At 67.6% G+C, this 19,289-nt stretch carries 18 protein-coding genes and 3 pseudogenes; 13 read left to right on the forward strand and 8 right to left on the reverse strand.

Annotation, left to right across the window (positions count from 1 at the left end; translation table 11 throughout):
* A partial coding sequence (locus I0C86_RS23445) for an ABC transporter ATP-binding protein (RefSeq protein WP_196203440.1) occupies nucleotides 1-1,734 on the forward strand: 1,734 nt, incomplete at its 5' end.
* Nucleotides 1,735-2,052: 318 nt separating this feature from the next.
* Nucleotides 2,053-3,195: an IS701 family transposase gene (locus tag I0C86_RS23450; protein WP_196203456.1), complete on the forward strand. Its 1,143-nt coding sequence runs from the start codon at nucleotides 2,053-2,055 to the stop codon at nucleotides 3,193-3,195.
* 181 nt (nucleotides 3,196-3,376) lie between these two features.
* Here I0C86_RS23450 and I0C86_RS23455 read toward each other — a convergent pair whose 3' ends face one another.
* The gene (locus tag I0C86_RS23455) at nucleotides 3,377-3,976 is read right to left on the reverse strand and encodes a TetR/AcrR family transcriptional regulator (RefSeq protein ID WP_196203441.1); all 600 of its coding nucleotides are present in this window, start codon (nucleotides 3,974-3,976) and stop codon (nucleotides 3,377-3,379) included.
* A 181-nt stretch (nucleotides 3,977-4,157) separates the two neighbouring features.
* On the opposite strand from I0C86_RS23455, the gene I0C86_RS23460 reads away from it, so the two are divergent.
* The 3 genes from I0C86_RS23460 (at nucleotide 4,158) to I0C86_RS23470 (ending at nucleotide 6,515) form a co-directional block, all read left to right on the forward strand.
* Entirely contained in the window at nucleotides 4,158-5,543 is a 1,386-nt protein-coding gene (locus I0C86_RS23460; protein ID WP_230394646.1) for an MFS transporter, read from the forward strand.
* Nucleotides 5,544-5,609: 66 nt separating this feature from the next.
* On the forward strand, nucleotides 5,610-5,900 hold the full coding sequence (locus I0C86_RS23465) for a DUF1772 domain-containing protein (protein ID WP_196203443.1): 291 nt from the start codon (nucleotides 5,610-5,612) through the stop codon (nucleotides 5,898-5,900).
* Between the two features lie 177 nt (nucleotides 5,901-6,077).
* Nucleotides 6,078-6,515 carry a hypothetical protein gene (locus I0C86_RS23470; protein WP_196203444.1) on the forward strand — a complete coding sequence of 146 codons (438 nt, stop codon included), beginning with the start codon at nucleotides 6,078-6,080 and terminating at the stop codon, nucleotides 6,513-6,515.
* Nucleotides 6,516-6,666: 151 nt separating this feature from the next.
* Here the strand turns inward: I0C86_RS23470 and I0C86_RS23475 are convergent.
* Nucleotides 6,667-7,407: pseudogene (locus I0C86_RS23475) on the reverse strand (IS5 family transposase); the annotation flags it as partial.
* A 219-nt stretch (nucleotides 7,408-7,626) separates the two neighbouring features.
* Here I0C86_RS23475 and I0C86_RS23480 point away from each other — a divergent pair.
* Nucleotides 7,627-8,610, forward strand: a complete 984-nt coding sequence (locus I0C86_RS23480) for an IS630 family transposase (RefSeq protein ID WP_323373803.1) — start codon at nucleotides 7,627-7,629, stop codon at nucleotides 8,608-8,610.
* A 111-nt stretch (nucleotides 8,611-8,721) separates the two neighbouring features.
* Nucleotides 8,722-9,090 carry a helix-turn-helix domain-containing protein gene (locus I0C86_RS23485; RefSeq protein ID WP_230394647.1) on the forward strand — a complete coding sequence of 123 codons (369 nt, stop codon included), beginning with the start codon at nucleotides 8,722-8,724 and terminating at the stop codon, nucleotides 9,088-9,090.
* Nucleotides 9,091-9,665: 575 nt separating this feature from the next.
* On the opposite strand, the gene I0C86_RS23490 is transcribed toward I0C86_RS23485, so the two are convergent.
* The 3 genes from I0C86_RS23490 to I0C86_RS23500 all read right to left on the reverse strand — a co-directional run bounded on the left by I0C86_RS23490 (nucleotide 9,666) and on the right by I0C86_RS23500 (nucleotide 11,971).
* A complete protein-coding gene (locus I0C86_RS23490; protein ID WP_196203446.1) occupies nucleotides 9,666-10,040 on the reverse strand; it encodes a hypothetical protein in 375 nt (124 codons plus the stop codon).
* Complete coding sequence (locus tag I0C86_RS23495; protein WP_196203447.1) at nucleotides 10,037-10,498, reverse strand: hypothetical protein; 462 nt, start codon at nucleotides 10,496-10,498, stop codon at nucleotides 10,037-10,039. The genes I0C86_RS23490 and I0C86_RS23495 overlap by 4 nt, the downstream gene beginning before the upstream one ends.
* 711 nt (nucleotides 10,499-11,209) lie before the next feature.
* Nucleotides 11,210-11,971, reverse strand: a complete 762-nt coding sequence (locus tag I0C86_RS23500; protein ID WP_196203448.1) for a hypothetical protein — start codon at nucleotides 11,969-11,971, stop codon at nucleotides 11,210-11,212.
* A 340-nt stretch (nucleotides 11,972-12,311) separates the two neighbouring features.
* Here I0C86_RS23500 and I0C86_RS23505 point away from each other — a divergent pair, with 340 nt between their 5' ends.
* Nucleotides 12,312-12,776, forward strand: a complete 465-nt coding sequence (locus I0C86_RS23505; protein WP_196203449.1) for a DUF1877 family protein — start codon at nucleotides 12,312-12,314, stop codon at nucleotides 12,774-12,776.
* A gap of 10 nt (nucleotides 12,777-12,786) precedes the next feature.
* Here the strand turns inward: I0C86_RS23505 and I0C86_RS23510 are convergent.
* Nucleotides 12,787-13,013 (reverse strand): annotated as a pseudogene (locus I0C86_RS23510) (transposase); the annotation flags it as partial.
* A 34-nt stretch (nucleotides 13,014-13,047) separates the two neighbouring features.
* Between I0C86_RS23510 and I0C86_RS45750 the strand changes: the two are divergent.
* A pseudogene (locus I0C86_RS45750) lies at nucleotides 13,048-13,176 on the forward strand (IS110 family transposase); the annotation flags it as partial.
* A gap of 174 nt (nucleotides 13,177-13,350) precedes the next feature.
* Nucleotides 13,351-13,941, forward strand: a complete 591-nt coding sequence (locus I0C86_RS23515) for a hypothetical protein (protein ID WP_196203450.1) — start codon at nucleotides 13,351-13,353, stop codon at nucleotides 13,939-13,941.
* A gap of 587 nt (nucleotides 13,942-14,528) precedes the next feature.
* Here the strand turns inward: I0C86_RS23515 and I0C86_RS23520 are convergent.
* Nucleotides 14,529-15,599 carry an FAD-dependent monooxygenase gene (locus I0C86_RS23520; RefSeq protein ID WP_196203451.1) on the reverse strand — a complete coding sequence of 357 codons (1,071 nt, stop codon included), beginning with the start codon at nucleotides 15,597-15,599 and terminating at the stop codon, nucleotides 14,529-14,531.
* 66 nt (nucleotides 15,600-15,665) lie between these two features.
* On the opposite strand from I0C86_RS23520, the gene I0C86_RS23525 reads away from it, so the two are divergent.
* Entirely contained in the window at nucleotides 15,666-16,229 is a 564-nt protein-coding gene (locus I0C86_RS23525; RefSeq protein ID WP_196203452.1) for a TetR/AcrR family transcriptional regulator, read from the forward strand.
* A gap of 396 nt (nucleotides 16,230-16,625) precedes the next feature.
* Here the strand turns inward: I0C86_RS23525 and I0C86_RS23530 are convergent, their stop codons facing one another.
* Entirely contained in the window at nucleotides 16,626-17,393 is a 768-nt protein-coding gene (locus tag I0C86_RS23530; protein ID WP_196203453.1) for an SDR family oxidoreductase, read from the reverse strand.
* Nucleotides 17,394-17,543: 150 nt separating this feature from the next.
* On the opposite strand from I0C86_RS23530, the gene I0C86_RS23535 reads away from it, so the two are divergent.
* Together I0C86_RS23535 and I0C86_RS23540 are read left to right on the forward strand one after the other, a co-directional pair.
* Nucleotides 17,544-18,092, forward strand: a complete 549-nt coding sequence (locus tag I0C86_RS23535) for a TetR/AcrR family transcriptional regulator (RefSeq protein ID WP_230394648.1) — start codon at nucleotides 17,544-17,546, stop codon at nucleotides 18,090-18,092.
* Between the two features lie 855 nt (nucleotides 18,093-18,947).
* Nucleotides 18,948-19,289 (forward strand): hypothetical protein (locus I0C86_RS23540; protein ID WP_196203455.1); only part of this gene is annotated, 342 nt, incomplete at its 3' end.

Consider the following 19,289-nt stretch of genomic DNA (forward strand, 5'->3'; position numbering starts at 1 on the left):
AGCCCGTACCGGCTCGTGCTGTCGGTCGTGCTCATGCTGGCCCAGGCCACGGCGATGCCGTTGGCGGCGCCCGCCACGGCGGCGCTGGCCGACGCGGCGCTGGACCGCGACGTGCGCGGCGCGGCCACGGCGGCCTGCCTCGTCGCCGTCGCGGTGATCACCGCGCTGACTGCCGGGCACTTCGCGCACATCTTCCACTTCGAATTGGGCGAGCGCGCCGTCCTGCGCCTGGAGCGTGAGCTGATCGTGCTCACCAGCGGCTCCGCCGAGCTGCACCACTACGAGCAGCCGGAGTACGCCGACCAGCTCCAGGTCCTGCGCCAGGAGTTGCACCGGGCCGCCTGGGGGTCGGTATCGGCGCTGTTGAACGGTCTGAGTCTGCTCGCGGCGGTCTCCGTCACCGCGGTTCTGCTGGCCAGGCTCGACCTGCTGCTGTTGCTGCTGCCGCTCGCGGCTGTGCCGCCGCTGCTGTTCGGACGATGGGCCGAGTCGATTGCCGCTACGGCCCGGGAGCGGGCCGCGCCCCGGTCTCGGCACTGCCGGCACCTCTTCGGGCTGGCGGCACGGTCGGCATCGGCCAAGGAGCTGCGGGTGGGCGGCCTCGGGCCGGAGCTACGGGCGCGTCAGCGCCGGGCGTGGGACGCCGCCTCGGCCGAGCTCTGGCGCGGCGAGCGCCAGGCCCTGGTACTGCGCACCGCGGGACAGCTCGTGTTCGCCGTCGCCTATGTGCTCGGCACGCTGCTCGTCCTGCGCGCGGCTGTGGAGGGCCGGCGCAGCGTCGGCGCCATCCTACTCGTACTGGTGCTGGCGGCCCAGGTGAACCAGCAGGTCACCTCGGTCGTGACCACGCTGCAGGAGATTCAGCGGACCGCGCGGGTGATGTCAAGCCTGCGCTGGATCCGCGGCCTGCTGGCGGCCCAGGAGCCGCCGCCGGCGGATCGGGAGCTGCCCGAGCTGATCCGGTACGGCATCGAGCTACGCGATCTTTCCTTCGCGTACCCCGGCACCGACCGGACGGTCCTCGCCGGCATCGACCTCACCCTTCCCGCGGGATCCACCGTCGCAATCGTGGGCGAGAACGGAGCGGGCAAGACGACCCTGGTCAAGCTGTTGTTACGGTTCTACCGGCCGAGCGCCGGTGCGGTGCTGCTGGACGGTACGGATCTCCAGCGGTTCCCACTGGAGCGATGGCGTGCCCGCACGACGGCGGGATTCCAGGACTTCGCCCAGTTCGAACTCGTCGCCCGGGAGTGCGTCGGGGTGGGCGAGCTGAGCGAGGTCGGATCGTCCCGAGCGGTGCGCGACGCCCTCGAACGGGCCCACGCCGAGGACGTCCTGCACGGCTTGGGCAACGGGCTGGAGTCGCAACTCGGCAGGTCGTACGCCGACGGCACCGAACTCTCCGGCGGGCAGTGGCAGAAGCTTGCCCTCGGCCGGGCGATGATGCGCACCGCGCCGCTGCTGCTCGTCCTCGACGAGCCGACCTCGGCGCTCGACGCGCGCTCCGAGCACCTGCTGTTCGAGCGGTACGCGGCCGCCGCGCGACGGGTCAGCCAGCGTACCGGCGCCATCACGGTCCTCGTCTCGCATCGATTCTCCACGGTGCGCATGGCCGACCTGATCGTGGTCGTCGGCGACGGACGGGTCAAGGAGCACGGGTCGCACGACGAACTGATGGCCACCGACGGGTTGTACGCGGAGTTGTACCGCCTGCAGACGGCGGCCTACCTGTGAGGCACCACAGGCGCTGGGAACCTCGGAAGGACTGGGCGGTGGAGGTCGCGATCGGGGTATGCGGCCGAGTTCTCCGACCGGTTGCGCGAGCCCTTTGGTGGCAAGTCCTCCGGCAAGGTGAAACTTGAGTAATTTTCCTCTTCTGTCCGAGATTGCCGCTGAACGTCAGTACGGTGACGGTTGGGCGCTCAAGCAGGTCATCGCGGCACCGGAGCCCGGCCGCCATCGGCGCACGCGCCGCTCGGCGGCGCTTCCGACCGGTTAGTACTGCAACGGCATTGAGCGTGTCGAGTGGTGCTCGCGTTCGTTGAACTCCGCGTGACGAGCGTCGATGTTGAGCGGTGGTCTGCCGAGCTGGACCGGTTGCATGGTCGGATCGGAGTGCGGTTCCGTCGGGTGCAGCCGCGACGACGGGCGCGGCAGTACCTGTGCGGGCTGGTCTCGGGCCTTGGTCGGAAGAACGGTTGGACGCTTGCTGAGCAGGCCGGGGATGTGTCGCCGGACGGGATGCAGCGGTTGTTGCGGTGGGCGGACTGGGACGTCGACGCCGTTCGTGACGACGTGCGCGACTACGTGGTCGAGCACCTCGGCGACCCGCAGGGTGTGCTGATCGTCGATGACACCGGCTTCCTGAAAAAGGGCATCCGTTCGGCCGGGGTGGCCCGGCAGTACTCCGGGACTGCGGGCCGGGTCGAGAACTGCCAGGTGGGCGTGTTCCTGGCCTACCGCTCCGCCAGGGGGCACGCCCTGATCGACCGGCAGCTGTACCTGCCAGCGTCGTGGACCGACGACCGGGAGCGGTGCCGGGCGGCCGGGATTCCGGACGAGGTGGAGTTCGCCACGAAGGTGGAGATGGCCCGGACCATGCTCGGCCGTGCCCTCGATGCCGGGGTGCCGGTGGGTTGGGTGACGATGGACGAGGCGTACGGCCAGTCGAAGTCGCCGCGGGTGTGGCTGGAAGAGCGGGACGTTCCGCATGTGGTCGCGACTCGCCGCAACGACGACATGGTCACCACCGACATGGGCAGGGCCCGCGCCGACGAGCTCATCGCCGCTCTGCCAGGTCAGGCATGGTGCCGGCTGTCCGCCGGCGCGGGCGCGCACGGGCCGCGTGAGTACTGGTGGGCGCGGGTGCCGGTACGCGTGCCGGCCTGGTGGAAACCCGGCCGCGGGCACTGGCTCCTCGCCCGCCGCAGCATCACCACCGGACAGATCGCCTACTACGTCTGCTACGGACCCCGCCGCACCCGCCTGGTCGACCTCGCCCGCGTCGCCGGTGCCCGGTGGGCGGTCGAGGAATGTTTCCAGCAGGCGAAGAACGAAGCCGGCTTGGACGAGTACCAGGTCCGTGATTGGCGGGCGTGGTACGCCCACATCACCCTCGCGATGGCCGCCTACGCCTGGCTGGTCGTCGCTCGATCCCTTGCGGTAAAAGGGGAACCGGTCCCGGCGAGCGCATGATGATCGGCTACACCGTACCGGAGATCCGACGACTGCTCACCGCACTGACCGTGCGACATAGCCGTCCACCGCAACACGTGTGGGCCTGGTCGCGATGGCGCCGACGACGCCAGTACCAGGCCCGACTCTGCCATTACCGACGACACGGCTACCCCTGACACTGCCGTTGCAGTACTAGACGTCACCAGGCGTCCCCGACGCGCGGCAGGCGCTCCGCGATGTCGCGGACGTCGGCGGGGAAGCAGGCGCGGAAGACTTCGGTGACAGCGGGATCGGTGCCGTAGTCGTCGATCAGCCGCAGGCCGACGAGGGTATTGACGAGCATGCCGCGGGCGAGGAAGTCCCTGGCCTCTTCGACACTGAGCTCGGCCTCCTCCCTCAAGAAGCGCCAGACGCGGGCGAACTGCTTCCGGGCCGCTTCCCCGATCACAGGATCGCCTCCGAGCAGAAAGGCATGATGGAGGGTCAGGTGGAGGCCGCGATCGGCCAGGAGTTCGATGTACGCAGTTCCCATCCGCTCGGAGCGTCCCCGAGTGCTCTCACCGTGGACGGCGTCGCGGAAGGCCTCGAGGATGCGTTCGACGACGTGCTCGTGCGCGGCGAGGAAGAGCTTCTCCTTGGTGCCGAACAGCCGCACGACGTAGGTCTGGCTCACTCCGGCGGCGCGGGCGACCTCGTCGGTCGTCGTCCCGACGTACCCTCGCGAGCCGAAGATCGCGATCGCGGCGGCGAGGATCGATTTCCGTCGCGCCTCGGAGGTCATCCGAACGCCGCCGTTCACCGGTGACCTGCTTCCCATGTTGACAGCTTATCATTCGATTACTACATTGCTTGTAATCAGCTGATGACATCACGGGAGCGGTATGTCCGACACACGGGTCTCATCCGACACAATCATCGTTCCGGACACGCCGCCGCCCCGACGGTCGTTCGCGCTCGTACTTATCGCGACGTCGCTGCCGATGTTCATGGCGATGCTGGACAACCTCGTGATGACCAACGCTCTCCCCGTGCTGTATGTCGAGCTGGGGGCGACGGTCGCGGAGCTGCCGTGGTTCGTCAACGCCTACACGCTCGCCTTCGCCGGGTGCATCCTGCTGGCCTCCGCCCTCGGCGACCGCTTTGGCCGACGCACCATGTTCGCGATCGGGATCGCCGTCTTCGGCATCGGCTCGGTCCTCGCCGCCCTGAGCTCAGATCCCGGCCAGCTCATCGCCGCCCGGGCTATCCAGGGCCTCGGTGCGGCCGGGGTCATGCCGCTGTCGCTCGTCCTGCTGGCCGGTGCGGTCCGTCCGGAGCGCCGACCCGTGGCGATCGGCGTGTGGGGTGGCGTCTCCGGGCTGGGTGTGGCGGTCGGTCCGCTCGTTGGCGGCGCCGTGATCGAGGGCTGGGACTGGCAGTCGATCTTCTGGATCAACATCCCCGTCGTCCTGATCGCGCTCCCCCTCGCGCTCTGGGGACTGCCCAACGCCTTCGGACGCCGGGAGCGCGTCGACCTGCTCGGTGTAATGCTGGTCGGGTTCGGGGTCACGGCCCTGGTGCACGCGATCGTGCGGGGCAACGAGGATGGTTGGTCTCGTCCGGATGTCGTGGCCGAGCTAGTCGGCGGCGCGCTGCTCATCCTCTGGTTCGTAGCGTGGCAGTCGAGAGCAGGGGCGCCGATGATTCCGCTGCGCCTGTTCCGGGACCGCTCGTTCTCGCTGGTCAACGTGGTCGGGCTCGCGTTCAGTTTCGGCGCGTTCGGATCGATCTTCCTGCTCATCCAGTTCCTCCAGGTCGTCCAGGGCGCGTCCCCGCTCGATGCCGCGCTTCAGACCTCACCGTGGACCCTCGCGCCCATGGTGGTCGCGCCGCTGGCGGGCCTGATCGCCCCCCGTGTCGGCACGAGAGTGCTCATCGTCGCGGGGCTCACGCTGCTCGGCAGCGCCCTGCTCTGGCTGACCTTGCTGCTCGATCCCGACGTCGCCTATCCCGCTCTCGTGCCCTCGTTTGTCATGGCGGGCGTCGGCATGGGCCTGGTCTTCGCCCCATCGGCGACCGCCCTGCTCGCCACGCTCGGCGACGCCGATCACGCCAAGGCATCCGGCGTGAACGCCACCACGCGCGAGATCGGCGTAGCCCTCGGCATCGCCGTGCTCGCCGCGATCTTCCTCGGCGCCGGCGGCCAGTTCACCCCCACCGGCTACGTCGACGCCGCGCGGCCGGCGATCCTGACCGGAGCCATGGTGCTGCTGGCCTGCGCAGTCGCGGCGCTCTTTCTGCCGCGCGGCGCCACTCCAGCCGGCGAGGTTGATCAAGTCGAACCCGCTCCTATCGCCGCAGTTCACGCCCCAGGGACAGGCGCGTGACGATGCGCGGCGTCATCGTCTCCACCGAGGACACACAGTCAGCTCGCGCAGGCGGCCGCTCTGCCGATGGCCGGCCTATGCGAGTTCAGCTCCTACGCCTTCGTCCACCCCGTCCTCCGCCGCCTGCCCCGCCGGGAACGACTCCAAGTCGAGCAGGGTCTGCTGCGCACCTTCGGCCGGTGGATGCCCTTCGGCATGATCGCCACCCTTGCGCTGACCATCGCCGTCGCCAGCTCCAGCGGCTCACCTTCAGCGCGGTGGTACTGGGTCGCGGTGGTCGCCTTCGGCTCGGCGATCGGGTTCACGGTCATCGTCAATGTCCCTATCAACATCGCCACGGTCCTGGAACATCGATGATCCACCGGTGGACTGGGAACGCACCCGCCGCCGCTGGGAAGCGTTCCAGGGCGTGCGGTCCTGGCTACTGCTCGCCGGAGTCGTCTTAGTCGCCATCGGCACAGCAGACATCGCATGACCGCGAAACCGCCACCACCAGCCAGACCACGTCACCACACCATCGAGAACGGAGCCACCATGACGCAAGAGGCCACAGCCCCGCCCGTGCGCCGGAAAGTCACCGACACTCTCATCGCCATCAGCTGGCTCACCCTGCTCGGGGTCATGTTCGGCGGCTACTCGCTGCTGCGACTGCTGACCGAGATCGGCATCGATGCGCATGCCGAACAGTTCTTCCGCGCCGGTCATGCTCACGCCGGCATCCTCACCGCGATCGGCATCCTCTATGTAATGTCGGCGAATCGGGCCGGTCTGTCCGATCGCGCCACGATCATCAGCTTCCTCGTCTATTTCACGGGGATGGGGCTGCTCGCCGGTGGCTTCTTCGTGCACATGGCATTGGGATCCCCTGGAAAGAGCTCCCTGGGAACCTCGGTCATGGCGCCGGTGGGAAGCGTGCTGCTGGCCACGGCGATCATCTACCTGACCTTCCGACTCTTCCGTCGGCGCTCCTGAACGACGGCCCGGATAGCCGACCCTCCCCGGACAACTCGACTCTTCCAGGGCCTGATCGAAGAGAGTGAGATACAGGCCGGCGAAAGCGCGACTCCGCGCTTCCCACACCCCGCCAACGGAACTGATCAAGGGCTGACGCTTCCAGCGTCAGCCCTTGATCCCCCTTGGCTCGTCGGTGGGCATCCTGGTTGGTCTTGCTCGGGATAGTCGCGGCGATGCCGCGCCGGCGCAGGTAGGAACGGTTCGCTTTCGAGGTGTACGCCTTTGTCGGCCAAGACCCGGTCCGGACGTGTCCTCGGACGGCCGGTGACCAGGCGGGGAACACGGATAGCGGTCAGGATCGGGATGAACTGCGGGCTGTCGCCGCGCTGTCCGGCGGTCAGCAGGACGGCGAGGGGTTTCTGTCCCTGCTCGCATGCCAGGTGCAGCTTGGTGGTCAACCCACCACGGGACCGCCCCAGGGCGTGATCGTCTGGCTCAACGGTGACGCCGCCGGGAGGTTCGGCCTGCAAAGCCCCCTTTTCCTCGCCCCGGCGGCGTGCTGGTGGGCTCGGGTGCTGGTCGAGTCCACGGATACATCCAAGGTAATCCGACCGGCCGCGTCAGCGAAGGACTGCAACGCGGTGAGCACCTGCTTCCAGACGCCATTGCGCTGCCAACGCCGAAACAGGGCGTATACCGCCGACCAAGTTCCGTACTGAGGCGGCACGTCGCGCCACGGCGCGCCCACTCGGATCCGCCACCGGATCCCGTCGATCAACTGCCGCCTACTCCACAACGACGGACGACCAGACCGCTTCGGCGCCGGCAGCAACGGCTCCAGCACCGCCCCGTCACCGCTAGGGTGTCCACGAGGTCTCCGGTTACAGGTTCTGCTTGGTCGCTGAACCATCTACCGGAGACCTCGCTGCATCACGACCACCGACACGCCAGGACCTCACACCGGCTCAAGTCCCGGCTCCGACCTCGACACGCGCCCTAGTAGATCATTTCGTAAGTGCCAGTGATGTAGTTAGATGATCGGATGCGTCTGCCTCCGCTTGTGGTCACTGACGAGGACCGAGTGGTGTTGGAAGGTGTGACTCGGTCGCGGACCGCGGCGGCTCGTGATGTGCAGCGGGCGTGGATCGTGTTGCTGGCCGCGCAGGGTTGGTCGAACCGGGAGATCGGGGTCCGGGTGGGGTTGCACTACAACCAGGTCGCGGTGTGGCGGGGCCGTTACCGGGACGAGGGGATGGCCGGTCTGGTCGACACGGGCCGGCCGGGCCGGCCGCCGGTCTACGGTGCCGATGATGTGATCCTGCTGGTCAAGACCGCCACCGAGACGCCGCCGGCGCCAGCGTCGCGGTGGACGATGGAAGCCCTGGCCCGGCGGTTGAACGAGGCGGGAGTGACGATCTCCGCCTCGCAGGTGTGGCGGATCTGCCAGGGCCTGGATCTGAAGCCGTGGCAGTACGAGTCCTGGATGACCAGTCACGACCCGGACTTCTGGGTCAAGGCCGCCGACGTGTGCGGGCTGTATGTCGATCCGCCGGTCAACGCGGTGGTGTGGTCGGTGGACGAGAAGACCGGGATGCGGGCCAGGAGCCGGGTCAACCCGACCAGACCCGCCCAGCCCGCCGCCGGGAGCCGGCCGGGTCGCCGCGCGCGGCGGGAGTTCGAGTACCGCCGACACGGCACCGCCGTGCTCTACGCCGGCCTGAACGTCCACGACGGGCAGGTCGCCGCCTGGGTCACCGACTCCACCCGGGCCGACAACTTCATCGCCTTCCTCACCGACCTGGTCGAGACGACCCCGAACGGCCTGGAACTGCACTGCATCGTCGACAACCTGTCCGCGCACGGCACCAAGGCGGTCCAGGAGTTCCTCGACGACAACCCCCACGTGTTCCTGCACCGCACTCCCACCCACGCCTCCTGGCTCAACCAGGTCGAGCTGTTCTTCTCGATCCTGCAACGCCGACTCCTGCGCTACGGCGAGTTCGACTCCGTGGACGACCTCGCGACCAAGGTCATCGCGTTCATCAACGACTACAACAAGCGGGCCACACCGTTCCGCTGGACATACGACGGCCGACCACTACAAGCCGCCTGAACCAACATCACAAAGACTTCCGAAATGATCTACTAGTGTGCTGAGTCGCTGGTTCGCTGTCAGGTTGTGTGGGTGGCTGATGGCCGTGGTCCGAAGCTGGCCTTGTTGGAGTTGACCGCTGAGGAGCGGGAGGCGTTGCGGGGTTTGGCTCGCCGACCGAAAACGGCACAGGCGTTGGCGGTGCGGGCGCGGATCGTCCTCGCCTGCGCGGAGGGCCTGTCCAATAGTGAAGTGTCGCGCCAGCTTGGCGTGTCGCTGCCGACGGTCGGCAAGTGGCGCAGGCGGTTCGTGGCCGACCGGGTGGACGGGCTGCGTGACGAGCCGCGTCCGGGTGCGCCGCGGAAGATCGGTGACGCCCAGGTCGAGGCCGTGATCACAAAGACGGTCGAAGAGTTGCCGGCCAACCAGGACAGTCACTGGTCAACTCGGTCGATGGCGAATGCGGTGGGGCTGAGCCAGACTGCGGTCTCGCGGATCTGACGGGCTTCGGCGGCCGGCCCGGCTCCTTGATCAACGGCAGCATCGGCTCGACGATCTCCCACCGGCATCGGTCAGGTCCGAGTCGTACGTTCGCGTCCGTCCCATACACGGATCACCGAACGACTCGGCCTCACCCGACGGACCCGCCGTCCGACACCCCTGTCAAACACTCACTCAGGGACTCCTGATCTCCCCGGACCATCACGATCCAAGGTTCAAGTGTCCAGGATCAAGGGGCAAGGCCCCCTCGTTCGTTGAACCTGACCGTCACCGTCTGGGTAGCACATGCCGCCGGTCGCAAGGTGCGGCGATGAGGAGGTAGTACCGTTCCCGACGGCGGCGGGGCCGACGGAATGCCGCAGACAACGGCCTCGCTGCCGAGCGCTGGACGTGCCCGTGAAGCTGTCCACGCGGGCACGAGTGTTCGCCACCGGCGAGGGCCACAAGACCGACCCGGGTCGGCGCCCACAGCGTGGCCGTCGTCGCCCTGCGCACCCTTTGACTGCGGCAGACCGACGCGGACGACCACACAGGGGCGCTACGGGCTGGGGCCGGTACAGCGGTCGGTCGGCGGCTCAGTCGCGGTGCATCAGGTCACGCAGCTGCGTGAGGGTCGCGTTCGGGTCGAGGATGGCAGCGCGCCAGCCACGCATAAGGGTTTTCACCTCGTCCACCACGCCGCGCAGATCGCCGATCTGCTCGCTCGCGACCAGGGCCAGCCGGCGGGCCTCGGCGGTCTCCGCCTCGAGTTCGATCACCCTGGTTTTCAGCGGGGCGATCAGGGTCAGTGCGGTGTCGGTCAGGACCTCGGCGGTGTCGGCCCGGAACTTGCGGCGCTGGCTCAGCACGGTGGCGAACGCGACCACTCCGCCGGTGCCACCGAGCAAGCCCACGGCGGAGAGCAGGATCTGGACCCAGGGAGGACCAGTTGGTGCGACTGCGGCGATCACGATGGGTCTCTTTCTATCCGAACAGGGGGCTGGCCCGCCGCTGCTGGTCGCGCCGGTCCGGCGAGGTCGCGAAGGTCGGACAGGATTTCCACCGCTCGCCACCCGGATGCGACGGCGATGGCGGCGATGAACGTACCGGCGGTCAGAGCCGCCTTGCCGGAGACGGCGAACAACGCGAAGGCATACATCCCGGTGGTGGTGCCGAGTACGACCATGGCGCCGAGTTCGATGCCCAATCCCGTACTGAGCCGGCCGCGCCAGGTGGTGCCGAGTAGACCGACGATCCCGACGACGACGAGCCCCCACTCCCAGACGTTCTGGACCAGGATGGGCATGGAGGTGGTGACCGACCGGGGTCGGGCGTCGACGATGAGCTGCGCGATGCCGCAGGCGAACGTTGCGACCAACAGTGTGGTCTGGAATGGATGACGGCCCGATCTGATCTGGATGGTCGGCACTGGGGCACCTTCGGATTTCCTACCGGCTGTCACGAGCTGGCCGGCCTGGTCGCGGGCACTGCTGCCCGGTACGGCGACGGAGCGGTATCGATCCACGGCGAGGTCGGCCGTCGTACGATGCGGCAGCCGGATATTCGTCCACCGGGCGGGGCATGGTCACGAGCGGTTGGTCGGCAGCGCGGTGAAGGATGGAGCAGGCCATCGGCTGGGGTTCAGCCGAGATGAGCTGACTCTCGATGTGCAAGACGGGCCTCATGGTGGCCTCCTGACATTTCAGTAGTACCACCGACACCACCGGTCGTCCAATTGCTAGTCCTGCCCATTTCCCCTGGTCAGAGGGCCTCAAGGTCACTCCGGGGCCGACCACGTCAGGCGCCTGGGCCGCCGAATTGCGGGCACATAAGGCCTTCTGGCGCTCCGGACCGGTCGTGCGACCGACCGTTCGTGATGCGGCGGCGGAAAGCAGTGATTGTCCGATGCACGACTTATGGCTGGCACGCCGTCGGGCATCGGCTTCCGAACGACGCTGAGGGTTCGGCTTGCCCGGGTGCCTGGCCCCGCTCGGCTGTACCCGTATCGGTTCGCCCGGCGTCCTCGGGTGGCGGTCCGGCGGATAGCGCAGGTCACCGGCGCCGTCGTGGTCCTCCCGGAGGTCGGGCCCTGGTCCGGGTCCACCAAGCCGATCGTCGGGTGTCAAAGGGTAGCCGCGCTTCACGTGACCACTGGCTCGCCGGTGTCGAACCAGACGTTGCTCTTTCCCCAGGTGATTCCGGGGAGATTGGGTCGCGCGATGACGCCGTACCGATAGTCGCGGCCGAACGTGTTGCGGCGGAAGACGAGGTTCACCGCTGCCAGGTCGGGGCGGAGGCTGATGGTGTAGTTCCCACCGTTGCAGTAGTTGTCCTCGAAGAGCAGGCTGCGCACTGTCTGGTCGGCTGTTGCTTGGATGGAGAGGCACGAGTTCATCGGGCTGCCGGTGGTTGCCTGGTAGGCGTCCAACCGGTTGTGTCGCACGACGATGTCATCCGCCCCGCTCGTTTGGAGGCAGTCGTTGTGTGCGCCGTCAGCCTGGGCAAGGTCGTGGATCCAGGAGTCGACCACGGTGGTCCGAGTACCGAGGCTGAGCCCGTTGATCACGTCGTGGATGTTGACCCGGCGCAGGGTGTAGTCGGCGTGGCCGACGGCCGCGTCGGTCTCACCGTCGCCGTTGATCTCCACGTCCTCGATCAGCAGGCCGGTCGCGGAGTCGAAGGTTCGGATCGCGAACCCGGGGCCTGTGCACGTAATCCTCGAACTGCGGAGCACCACGTTCTTCGCGTAGACGTTCACCGACCCGATGATGTCGAGGCCGCTGACGTCCTGGCCGTCCGTCCTCAGGTTCAGAGGGCCGGAGGGGACCAGCACCGTACCGGACGGGACACCGGTGGTGGTCGGGCCGGGCCAGTCGGTCGGTGGGGTGGGTGGTGTGGACATCTCTCCCCCTGAACTGCTTGAAGCGGTTGCGGGGGCCCGCCACGCCGACGATCGGTGCGGGAACGCGTCCGCTCGCCGGTTTCTAAATCCCGCTGCCTCGATTAACCGGGCTTGGCGGCGCGGCCGATGACACCGGTCCCGCCGGCCTAGGCACTACCAACGATAGCGACGAATCTGGCTTATCGAGCTTTTCGCCCTGACGGATCGTGGACAGTGCAGCCGAGGTAGCTGACCAACCCGGCCAACGTTTGTGGTCAGGGCACCAACTGAGTCCAGGACCTGTCAGCCCTGGATGTGCCACCCGGTACGCTCAGGGCTGCCTGGCTTGAGGAAAGGTCCCATGAGCATTCTCGGTTCGCTTGCCCGGGTATCGCCGGGTCTTGTGGAAGAGCTGCGATCCCCGGCAGCGTGGCCCTATGGCGTGCTCAGTGAGCATGAAACACAAGTTGACCTGGAGAGGTATTGGGACGTGTTGCGGTTCCTGCTGGACGAGGCAGGCGCCCCGTTCAACCCGATGCGCAGCGGAAGGCTCTATCCAAGTGCGGAGCGCGCCTGGGGTTACGATGGGAACTCGTGCTTGCTTACTGTCGAAGAGGTGCGCAAGGTCTGGCATTTCCTTGAATTGATGCCGTTCTCGGCGGTGGCGATCCATTTGGGTGCGGCGAAAGACGCTTCGCTCTACCCGGACAGAGACTGGGACAGGCCGATTACCCAATACTGGGTCGAGCGTTCGTACGACGCAATGGTGGAGCTGGTCCGCGAAGCCGCCGCCGCAGGCGATTGCACGATCTTCTGGGCGGCCTGACGCAACGCGTAACGAACAACCGCCAGTCCAGCACCGCCGACGCGACATCGGAGGCCGCGTGCACACTCACGGCGATCTGGCAGTTGCCGACCCTGCCGAGCGTCCCGGAGTACTGCCGGGCGACACACGCCGACGCCGACCCCTCCTTGGCCAACCCGGTGTCGTCGACCCCCCACACCCTCGGCACCACCACCTGCACGTGGTCATCGCTACTCGCCGCCGCACACCCACCACGTCCTACGCGCCCACTACCAGGCATTGCGCCAGCGGGGGCATCGGTCGCCAAGCCGCGCTACGCCAACTCGGCAATCGTCTGGTCGGCATCCTCCACGGCTGCCCCAAGACCGGCACCAGCTACAACGAGATCACCGCCTGGAACCATCTACAACCCACCGCTTGACCAGAGGAACCTGGGGTGTCTGCCGAGTTGAGTGCACTACCGGGTCCAGTTGGTCATATCAGTCAACTGGCCAGGAGTTGCCTTGTCAAGGCAGACAAGCGGTGGTACAACGGCGGTGAAAATTTGGCCCCAGCCACTCCCGCGCCGATCCGCTCCCGACCTCAATGAGGATGCATGAGTTGGTGGAACCAGTTCTGGCAAGCGTGGAACGAATGGGCGGGCGGCGCCTCCGTCTCGTCAATGCCACTGTGGGGACTTACGGTAATATGGTGGGCGCGAATAGGGAAGCTATTACAATTCGCCGCAGGTTTGACGGTCGTATTGGATCTTATCGGACCGCAGCGACTGCGCGCGTTCGGGCAGTCTTGCAGCAGTGCGATCCAGCAATCAGCCGCACGGATCGGTCAGGTATCGCAGCAACAGGGAGCGTCCGGCGCGATAGTTCCCTTCGTAATGTTTTCGGCGCTGGCTTCCACGGGCGTTGGTCTAATGGCTATTGCGAGGGATGTGTTCCCCGGAACCTCGCTCGGAACGATTGCGCTCACAGCAATCGCCGTTGTCGCCATCATTCTTGCAGCTCGCTACTTCCGCTTGATCCCTCAACTCACAAAGCTGGCATTTCTCGGCTTCGCCGGCATACTGGTGGAGCTTTTTGTGCGCCCGGTGTCGTACATCCTAGACAACGCGAATCCCGGGCACCTCATCCGTTGGATAGCCTTCTTTGCCTTCATTGCCGGCTTCAGTCTAGACCTTTTAGGGAGTTGACATATCCTGGCCGCATGCGCTCCCGTGCGCCATCCGTCTGTGCGGCGACACGCAGACCGGGGCCGGTCCCGCCCTCGGTGGCTGACCGTCGTGCCGGTCGGCTTTCGCATTTCGGGGCGCGCGGCAGGTGCGGTGCCAATCCACGAGGCGATCGTGTCCTACCTCGATCCGACGACGTCCGTCGACGGGAGGGCAGCGCTACCTTGAGCTGGCAGCCCTCTCGAGCCTCTCTCCGCCGCGGTGACCGGCGGGACGCACGCCTGACGAGTGCCACACCAACCTGCGGTGGGCAGTCGCGATGAGAGCGACCCCACCGGTCACCTCGACCAAGCCTGGCCGGGCCACGGTCGTACCCCCAGTCAATAGCTCGCCGCGACCCCATGTCCTACGGGACCCGCCGGGGCACGTCACAGAACCGCAAACGCGCAACGCGACCGGGCGGTCACTGATTGCGGAAGCCGGTTTCGCGCTCGAGTAGCGATTGGGGATGCCCCGGCCGTTCGACCGGGGCATCCTTGCGTTGGGTCGATGTACGGACGCCGGACGAGCCCGGATCGCGGCTACCGAGCACCAATTGTTGTTGGCGCTTACGCGCCGGGCGGGCCGGCCACCATGCTCGCGCGCAGGAGTTGGTCGCGGACTGGTATCGCGTACCGCAGGTGAGTCATCCGTGCAGCCAGGCCAGCTACGCGGGCCAGCCTCTGGGTGGCTGGGCGACGCCGGCGATCGTATTCGTGCAGAGCCTGCTCGACCGTGAGCGTCTTGCGCAGGTGGGAGGCCAGCTCTACAGCATCGATGATCGCCTCGCACGCGCCGCGCCCCAGGTCGGGTGTCATGGCGTGGGCGGCGTCGCCAAGGAAAGCCACCGTGCCGCGCGTGAAGGACGGTAGCGGCGGCGTCACGTACACGTCGTGTCGCAGCACAGCGGACTCGTTGATCGCGTCCAGGACGGTATGGACCGGCGGCGCCCAGCGGCCGAACATCCTCCGTAGTTCGGCGAGTTCCTCGCCCGGGTGGAACTGACCCTCCGGTGCCGCCGCGGACGCGTACCAGTTGGTGCGACCGCCCTCCTGCGGTGTCACGCCGAACTTGAGGCCCCGGCCCCACACTTCCACGAACTTGTCGGTGGGCATGTCTTCGACCACGCCGCGCCACGCCGTGCTGCCGGAGAATCGTGCTCGGTACGCCGGGCCGAACACTTTTTCGCGGGTTTGGCTGAACACGCCGTCGGCCACCACGACCAGATCGACATCGCCTACCTCGGTAGCGTCGTCCACTGGATCGCCGGTCCGTAGCTCCACCCCGGCCTCCATCGCCGTCTCGTGCAGGATGGCGAGCAGTCCCGGCCGGGACAACAGGTAGACATGGTCGCCGGTGCGCCGGTGCAGCCGTTCGACGTCAATCGTCGCGATGCGGGAGCCGTCCGGACGAAGAAAGACCCCGGCTTGCTGTCGTCGCCCGGCCCGGCGGACCATGTCGCCGACGCCGATCGCGTCCAGCGCGCGCAGCGCCACGGGCCACATGCCGAGCGCCGTGCCCGTGGTCGGCAGCCCCTTGTCCCGCTCCCGGACGGTGATCCTCCAGCGTGCGCGCCGCAGCGCGATCGCCGCCGTCAGCCCACCAATGCCCCCGCCAATGATCAACGCACGTCTCTCCATTTTCACGATAGTACAACATCTGTTGTTTCCAGACTACGGATGTTGTGGATCGCATAGGGTGTCGACGTGCCATCCCGCGAAGAAAACCTGCTCGATGCCGCCATCGGCATCCTCGGAAGCCAAGGCGTACGAGCGTTGACGCATCGCGCGGTCGACGCGGCTGCCGCAGTGCCAACCGGCTCCACGGCGAACTACTTCAAGACCCGCGACATGCTGGTCAGCGCCGTAGCCGACCGATTCGCCGACCGCGACCGCGCCACCTGGCAGGCGATCGCGGGCTTCGTCCGCCCCACCACAGCGGTCGAGCTGGCGGCTGCGCTCACCGCATACGTGCACCGTGCGCTCGGCCCGGAGCGCGCCCTGACCATCGCCCGTTATGGACTGTTCGTCGAGGCCGCACTGCGCCCGGAACTGCAGGGGCGACTTGCCGAGGCCGCCCTCTCGATCCGGACGTGGGGCACGGAGTGGCTGCGCGCGATCGGCTCCGCCGACCCGGAGAGCGAATGCGCGGCAATCCTCGACTACCTGGACGGTCTCATCTTCCACCAGCTCACGTTTCCCGGTCCGGTCGACCAGTTGGAGACGGCGATCACGCAGACGGTGAGCCGACTGTGCACTACTGCGGCGTGACCAGCGAACGGCCCGCGGAATGGCCAGACAGTGCCTCACACAGGATGCGAAGCCAGCAAACTCGACGGGCATCCGCATCTCGGCTACGTGCGTCGCGGCCGACACGGTGAGGGCATGGTGCGAGCACCGGCAACGGGTCGGTCGTCAGCGCACGAAGCGCCCTCCGGAACCGCCAACCTGCAACCGCCACGAGCCGACTCTCGCTCCGCCGCCGGAGAGGCGTCGCTGGCCCGCCCTCTTCGCTTACCGAGCGTAGTTGACGCCCTGCCTACCGAACGGGGCGTGGCCCGGACGCCGCGCGCATCAAGCAGAGGCGCGCAGTGAGAGTCGGTCGAATGTGCTCACTGGGGCGTCTCCGGCGGTTCCGGCAATGCGGCCCCTCGGCACAGGGATGTGTCACAGGTGTGCTCCGCCGGTGGCGTCGAGATGCTGGCCAGTGACCCAGCGGGCCTCGTCGGAAGCGAGGAAGGCCACCACGTCGGCGATGTCGGCGGGCTGGCCGACCCGGTTGAACGCGGAGAAGGAGCCCCAGAAAGCGAGTTGTTCGGGGTTGTCCCGCAGCCAGGCGGCGTTGCTGTCGACGTCGACGATGCCGGGGACCACTGAGTTGACCGTGATACCACGTTCGCCGAGCTGCTTGGCGAGGGTGAAGGTGAGAGTGTTGATGGCGCCCTTGGTAAGCGAGTAGGTGATCATCGCGGGCGCGGCGATGCGGGTAGTGCCGGAAGAGATGTTGATGACCCGGCCGTTGTCCCGCAGTTGGTTCAGTGCCTGCTGAAGGATGAAGAACGGGGCTTTCACGTTCACGGCGAAGATCTTGTCGAACTCGGCCTCTGTGGTGCCGGCCAGGTCGTTGGAGCTCGCGATGCCGGCGTTGTTGAGCAGGATGTCGATGCCCGGTTCGGCGCCGCATGCGGTGAGGCCGGCGTTGAAGGCGGACCACAGCGTCTGCGCGTCGCCGGGTACACCCAGTTCGGCGCGGACCGTGAACGCGTGGCCGCCGACCTCCGTGATGGCGGTGACGGTGTCGTTCGCGGCTGCCTCGTTGGTGCCGTAGTGGACGGCGACGAGGGCTCCGTCGGCCGCGAGTCGTGTGGCGATTGCCCGACCGATGCCTCGGCTGCCCCCCGTGACCAGGGCGGTCTTGCCGTTGAGCAGTGCCATGATGCCACATGACCTTTCTGTAGTAATCGCTACGTATCGTGTTGGCCATTAGGCTAGCGAGCGCTATAGAATGTGTCAATGACCGATGATCGTCCCCACCGGCGTGGCCGGCCCCGGTCCTTCGATCGCGACCAGGCCCTGCTGACGGCCATGCGCGAGTTCTGGCTACGCGGCTTCGAGCCGGTGTCGGTCGCCGAGCTCACCGCAGCCATGGGCATCACGCCACCCAGCCTCTACGCGGCGTTCGGCGACAAGAAGACTTTGTTCCGCGAGGTGGTCGAGCGCTATCAGCAGACCCACGGCACGTTCTTCGCGACGGCACTCGCGGCGGAGGAGTCCGTGCGCGACGGTGTCGCCCGCGCGTTGCGCGCTGCCGCGCTGGAGTACACCCGACCAGGGCATCCACCTGGTTGCCTCGTCATCAGCGCGGCCGTCAACTGCACGGCAGCGTCGGCTGACATCACCGAGTTGCTGCGCGCCCAACGGGTCGCCAACATCACCGCGCTGCGGGAGCGGATCGAGGCCGATGTCGCCGACGGCCGACTGCCCGCCGGCACCGACGCCGATCGCCTGGCCGTCCTCGTCGGCGTCATTCTGCAGGGCATGTCCCAGCACGCCCGCGACGGCGCCGGCACCGATGAGCTTCTCTCCGTTGCCGAAGCCGCTATGCTCGCCTGGCCCGCGAAGATCGACGCGTAACCGTCGACGACTGCTTGAGCTTGACCACCACTTGGAATACTCGGTCGTCGCCCCTCCGAGGCAACCCGCTTGCCCAGAGCCGCAAAGCCGTCGACCAGCTCACACGCTACGCATGATCCGCCATCCGCTCATCGACAGAGATCGATGGGCCGGTCAGCTCGACGCCGGCGTCGCCGTCGCCGGTCACGGAACGTAAAAGATGGGCGCCGGCTACGGCCTGCCTGGGTCCCACCGACGCCCGATGCAACGGAGCCGAGCAGTCAACTCACCTGGCCCGGCGCGGCAGCGATCTCGAGCGTGTCCACCCGGTCGGACGACGCAGCCGACGGCGGGCAGAGGTCGCAGGGTGCGGACACGCGCGGGGCGGCGTCCGCACGCCGGTGGCGCGGCAGCGACAGACATCCGCGCAGCCGTCCACGCCAGTCTGTACCGACTCGCGACCGTCCTGAGCCGCGATCGGTCCGGGGCAGACTCCGCTGGTTCCCAGCGCGAGGCGGGGCGGCAGGCGACTCCACAGCAGACGATGGTCTGGCAGCCGTGACCCGGTCGGGGGGTCACCGGGAGTCACCGTAGGGATGTCCGTGGTGAACGAATGGCGCCGCCCGGCTCCGGCACAGGCTTCGACCACCGCCCGAATGGATCGTTCCGGGTAGCCCGTTGGGCCAGCATCCGGGTGCCGACCCGGCCCCGAAGACCGCGCTGACCTGCCCACGAACGCCGACTCCCGAGGGTAATCGGATCGTCGGCACACCGTTGACACCCTCGAAGGCATGGCTAAACTTCAATCTGTCTTCCGTCTCGGGAGCGCTCCCATCTCATGTCCCGTGGCCGCCATCCCAAGGAGGTCCCTCTACAGTGGACGCAATCCGCGTTGCCGTCGCCGCGAGCTTCACAGCAGACCCGATAGACGAGACGCTGCGCCACTGGTGGAACGAGTGGGACCTGCCCGCGCACACCACGTTCGCGCCGTACAACCAGGTGTTCCAGGCGCTGCTCGACGACGGGGGGCCGCTCGCCGGCAACCGGCACGGCGTCAACGTGGTCCTGATCCGGGTCGACCAGTGGCCGGACGCCGGGGCCGGCGCCGACGACCTCGCCGACGCCGTACGCGACAGCGCCGACCGGGCGCCCGTGCCGCACCTCGTGGTGTGCTGCCCGCCGCCGCCCGGGAACGCGGGCGGCGGCGGGCAGCACACC

The sequence above is a fragment of the Plantactinospora alkalitolerans genome, from assembly GCF_015690345.1.
Classification (GTDB): Bacteria; Actinomycetota; Actinomycetes; order Mycobacteriales; family Micromonosporaceae; genus Plantactinospora; species Plantactinospora alkalitolerans.

What these genes read in the sequence shown, in the direction of transcription:
- I0C86_RS23460 (WP_230394646.1), top strand. Translation starts at nt 4,158, where the DNA reads ATGTTCATGGCGATGCTGGACAACCTCGTGATGACCAACGCTCTCCCC.
- I0C86_RS23505 (WP_196203449.1), top strand. Translation starts at nt 12,312, where the DNA reads ATGAGCATTCTCGGTTCGCTTGCCCGGGTATCGCCGGGTCTTGTGGAA.
- I0C86_RS23515 (WP_196203450.1), top strand. Translation starts at nt 13,351, where the DNA reads ATGAGTTGGTGGAACCAGTTCTGGCAAGCGTGGAACGAATGGGCGGGC.
- I0C86_RS23520 (WP_196203451.1), bottom strand. Translation starts at nt 15,599, where the DNA reads ATGGAGAGACGTGCGTTGATCATTGGCGGGGGCATTGGTGGGCTGACG.
- I0C86_RS23470 (WP_196203444.1), top strand. Translation starts at nt 6,078, where the DNA reads ATGACGCAAGAGGCCACAGCCCCGCCCGTGCGCCGGAAAGTCACCGAC.
- I0C86_RS23500 (WP_196203448.1), bottom strand. Translation starts at nt 11,971, where the DNA reads ATGTCCACACCACCCACCCCACCGACCGACTGGCCCGGCCCGACCACC.
- I0C86_RS23535 (WP_230394648.1), top strand. Translation starts at nt 17,544, where the DNA reads ATGCGCGAGTTCTGGCTACGCGGCTTCGAGCCGGTGTCGGTCGCCGAG.
- I0C86_RS23465 (WP_196203443.1), top strand. Translation starts at nt 5,610, where the DNA reads ATGGCCGGCCTATGCGAGTTCAGCTCCTACGCCTTCGTCCACCCCGTC.
- I0C86_RS23530 (WP_196203453.1), bottom strand. Translation starts at nt 17,393, where the DNA reads ATGGCACTGCTCAACGGCAAGACCGCCCTGGTCACGGGGGGCAGCCGA.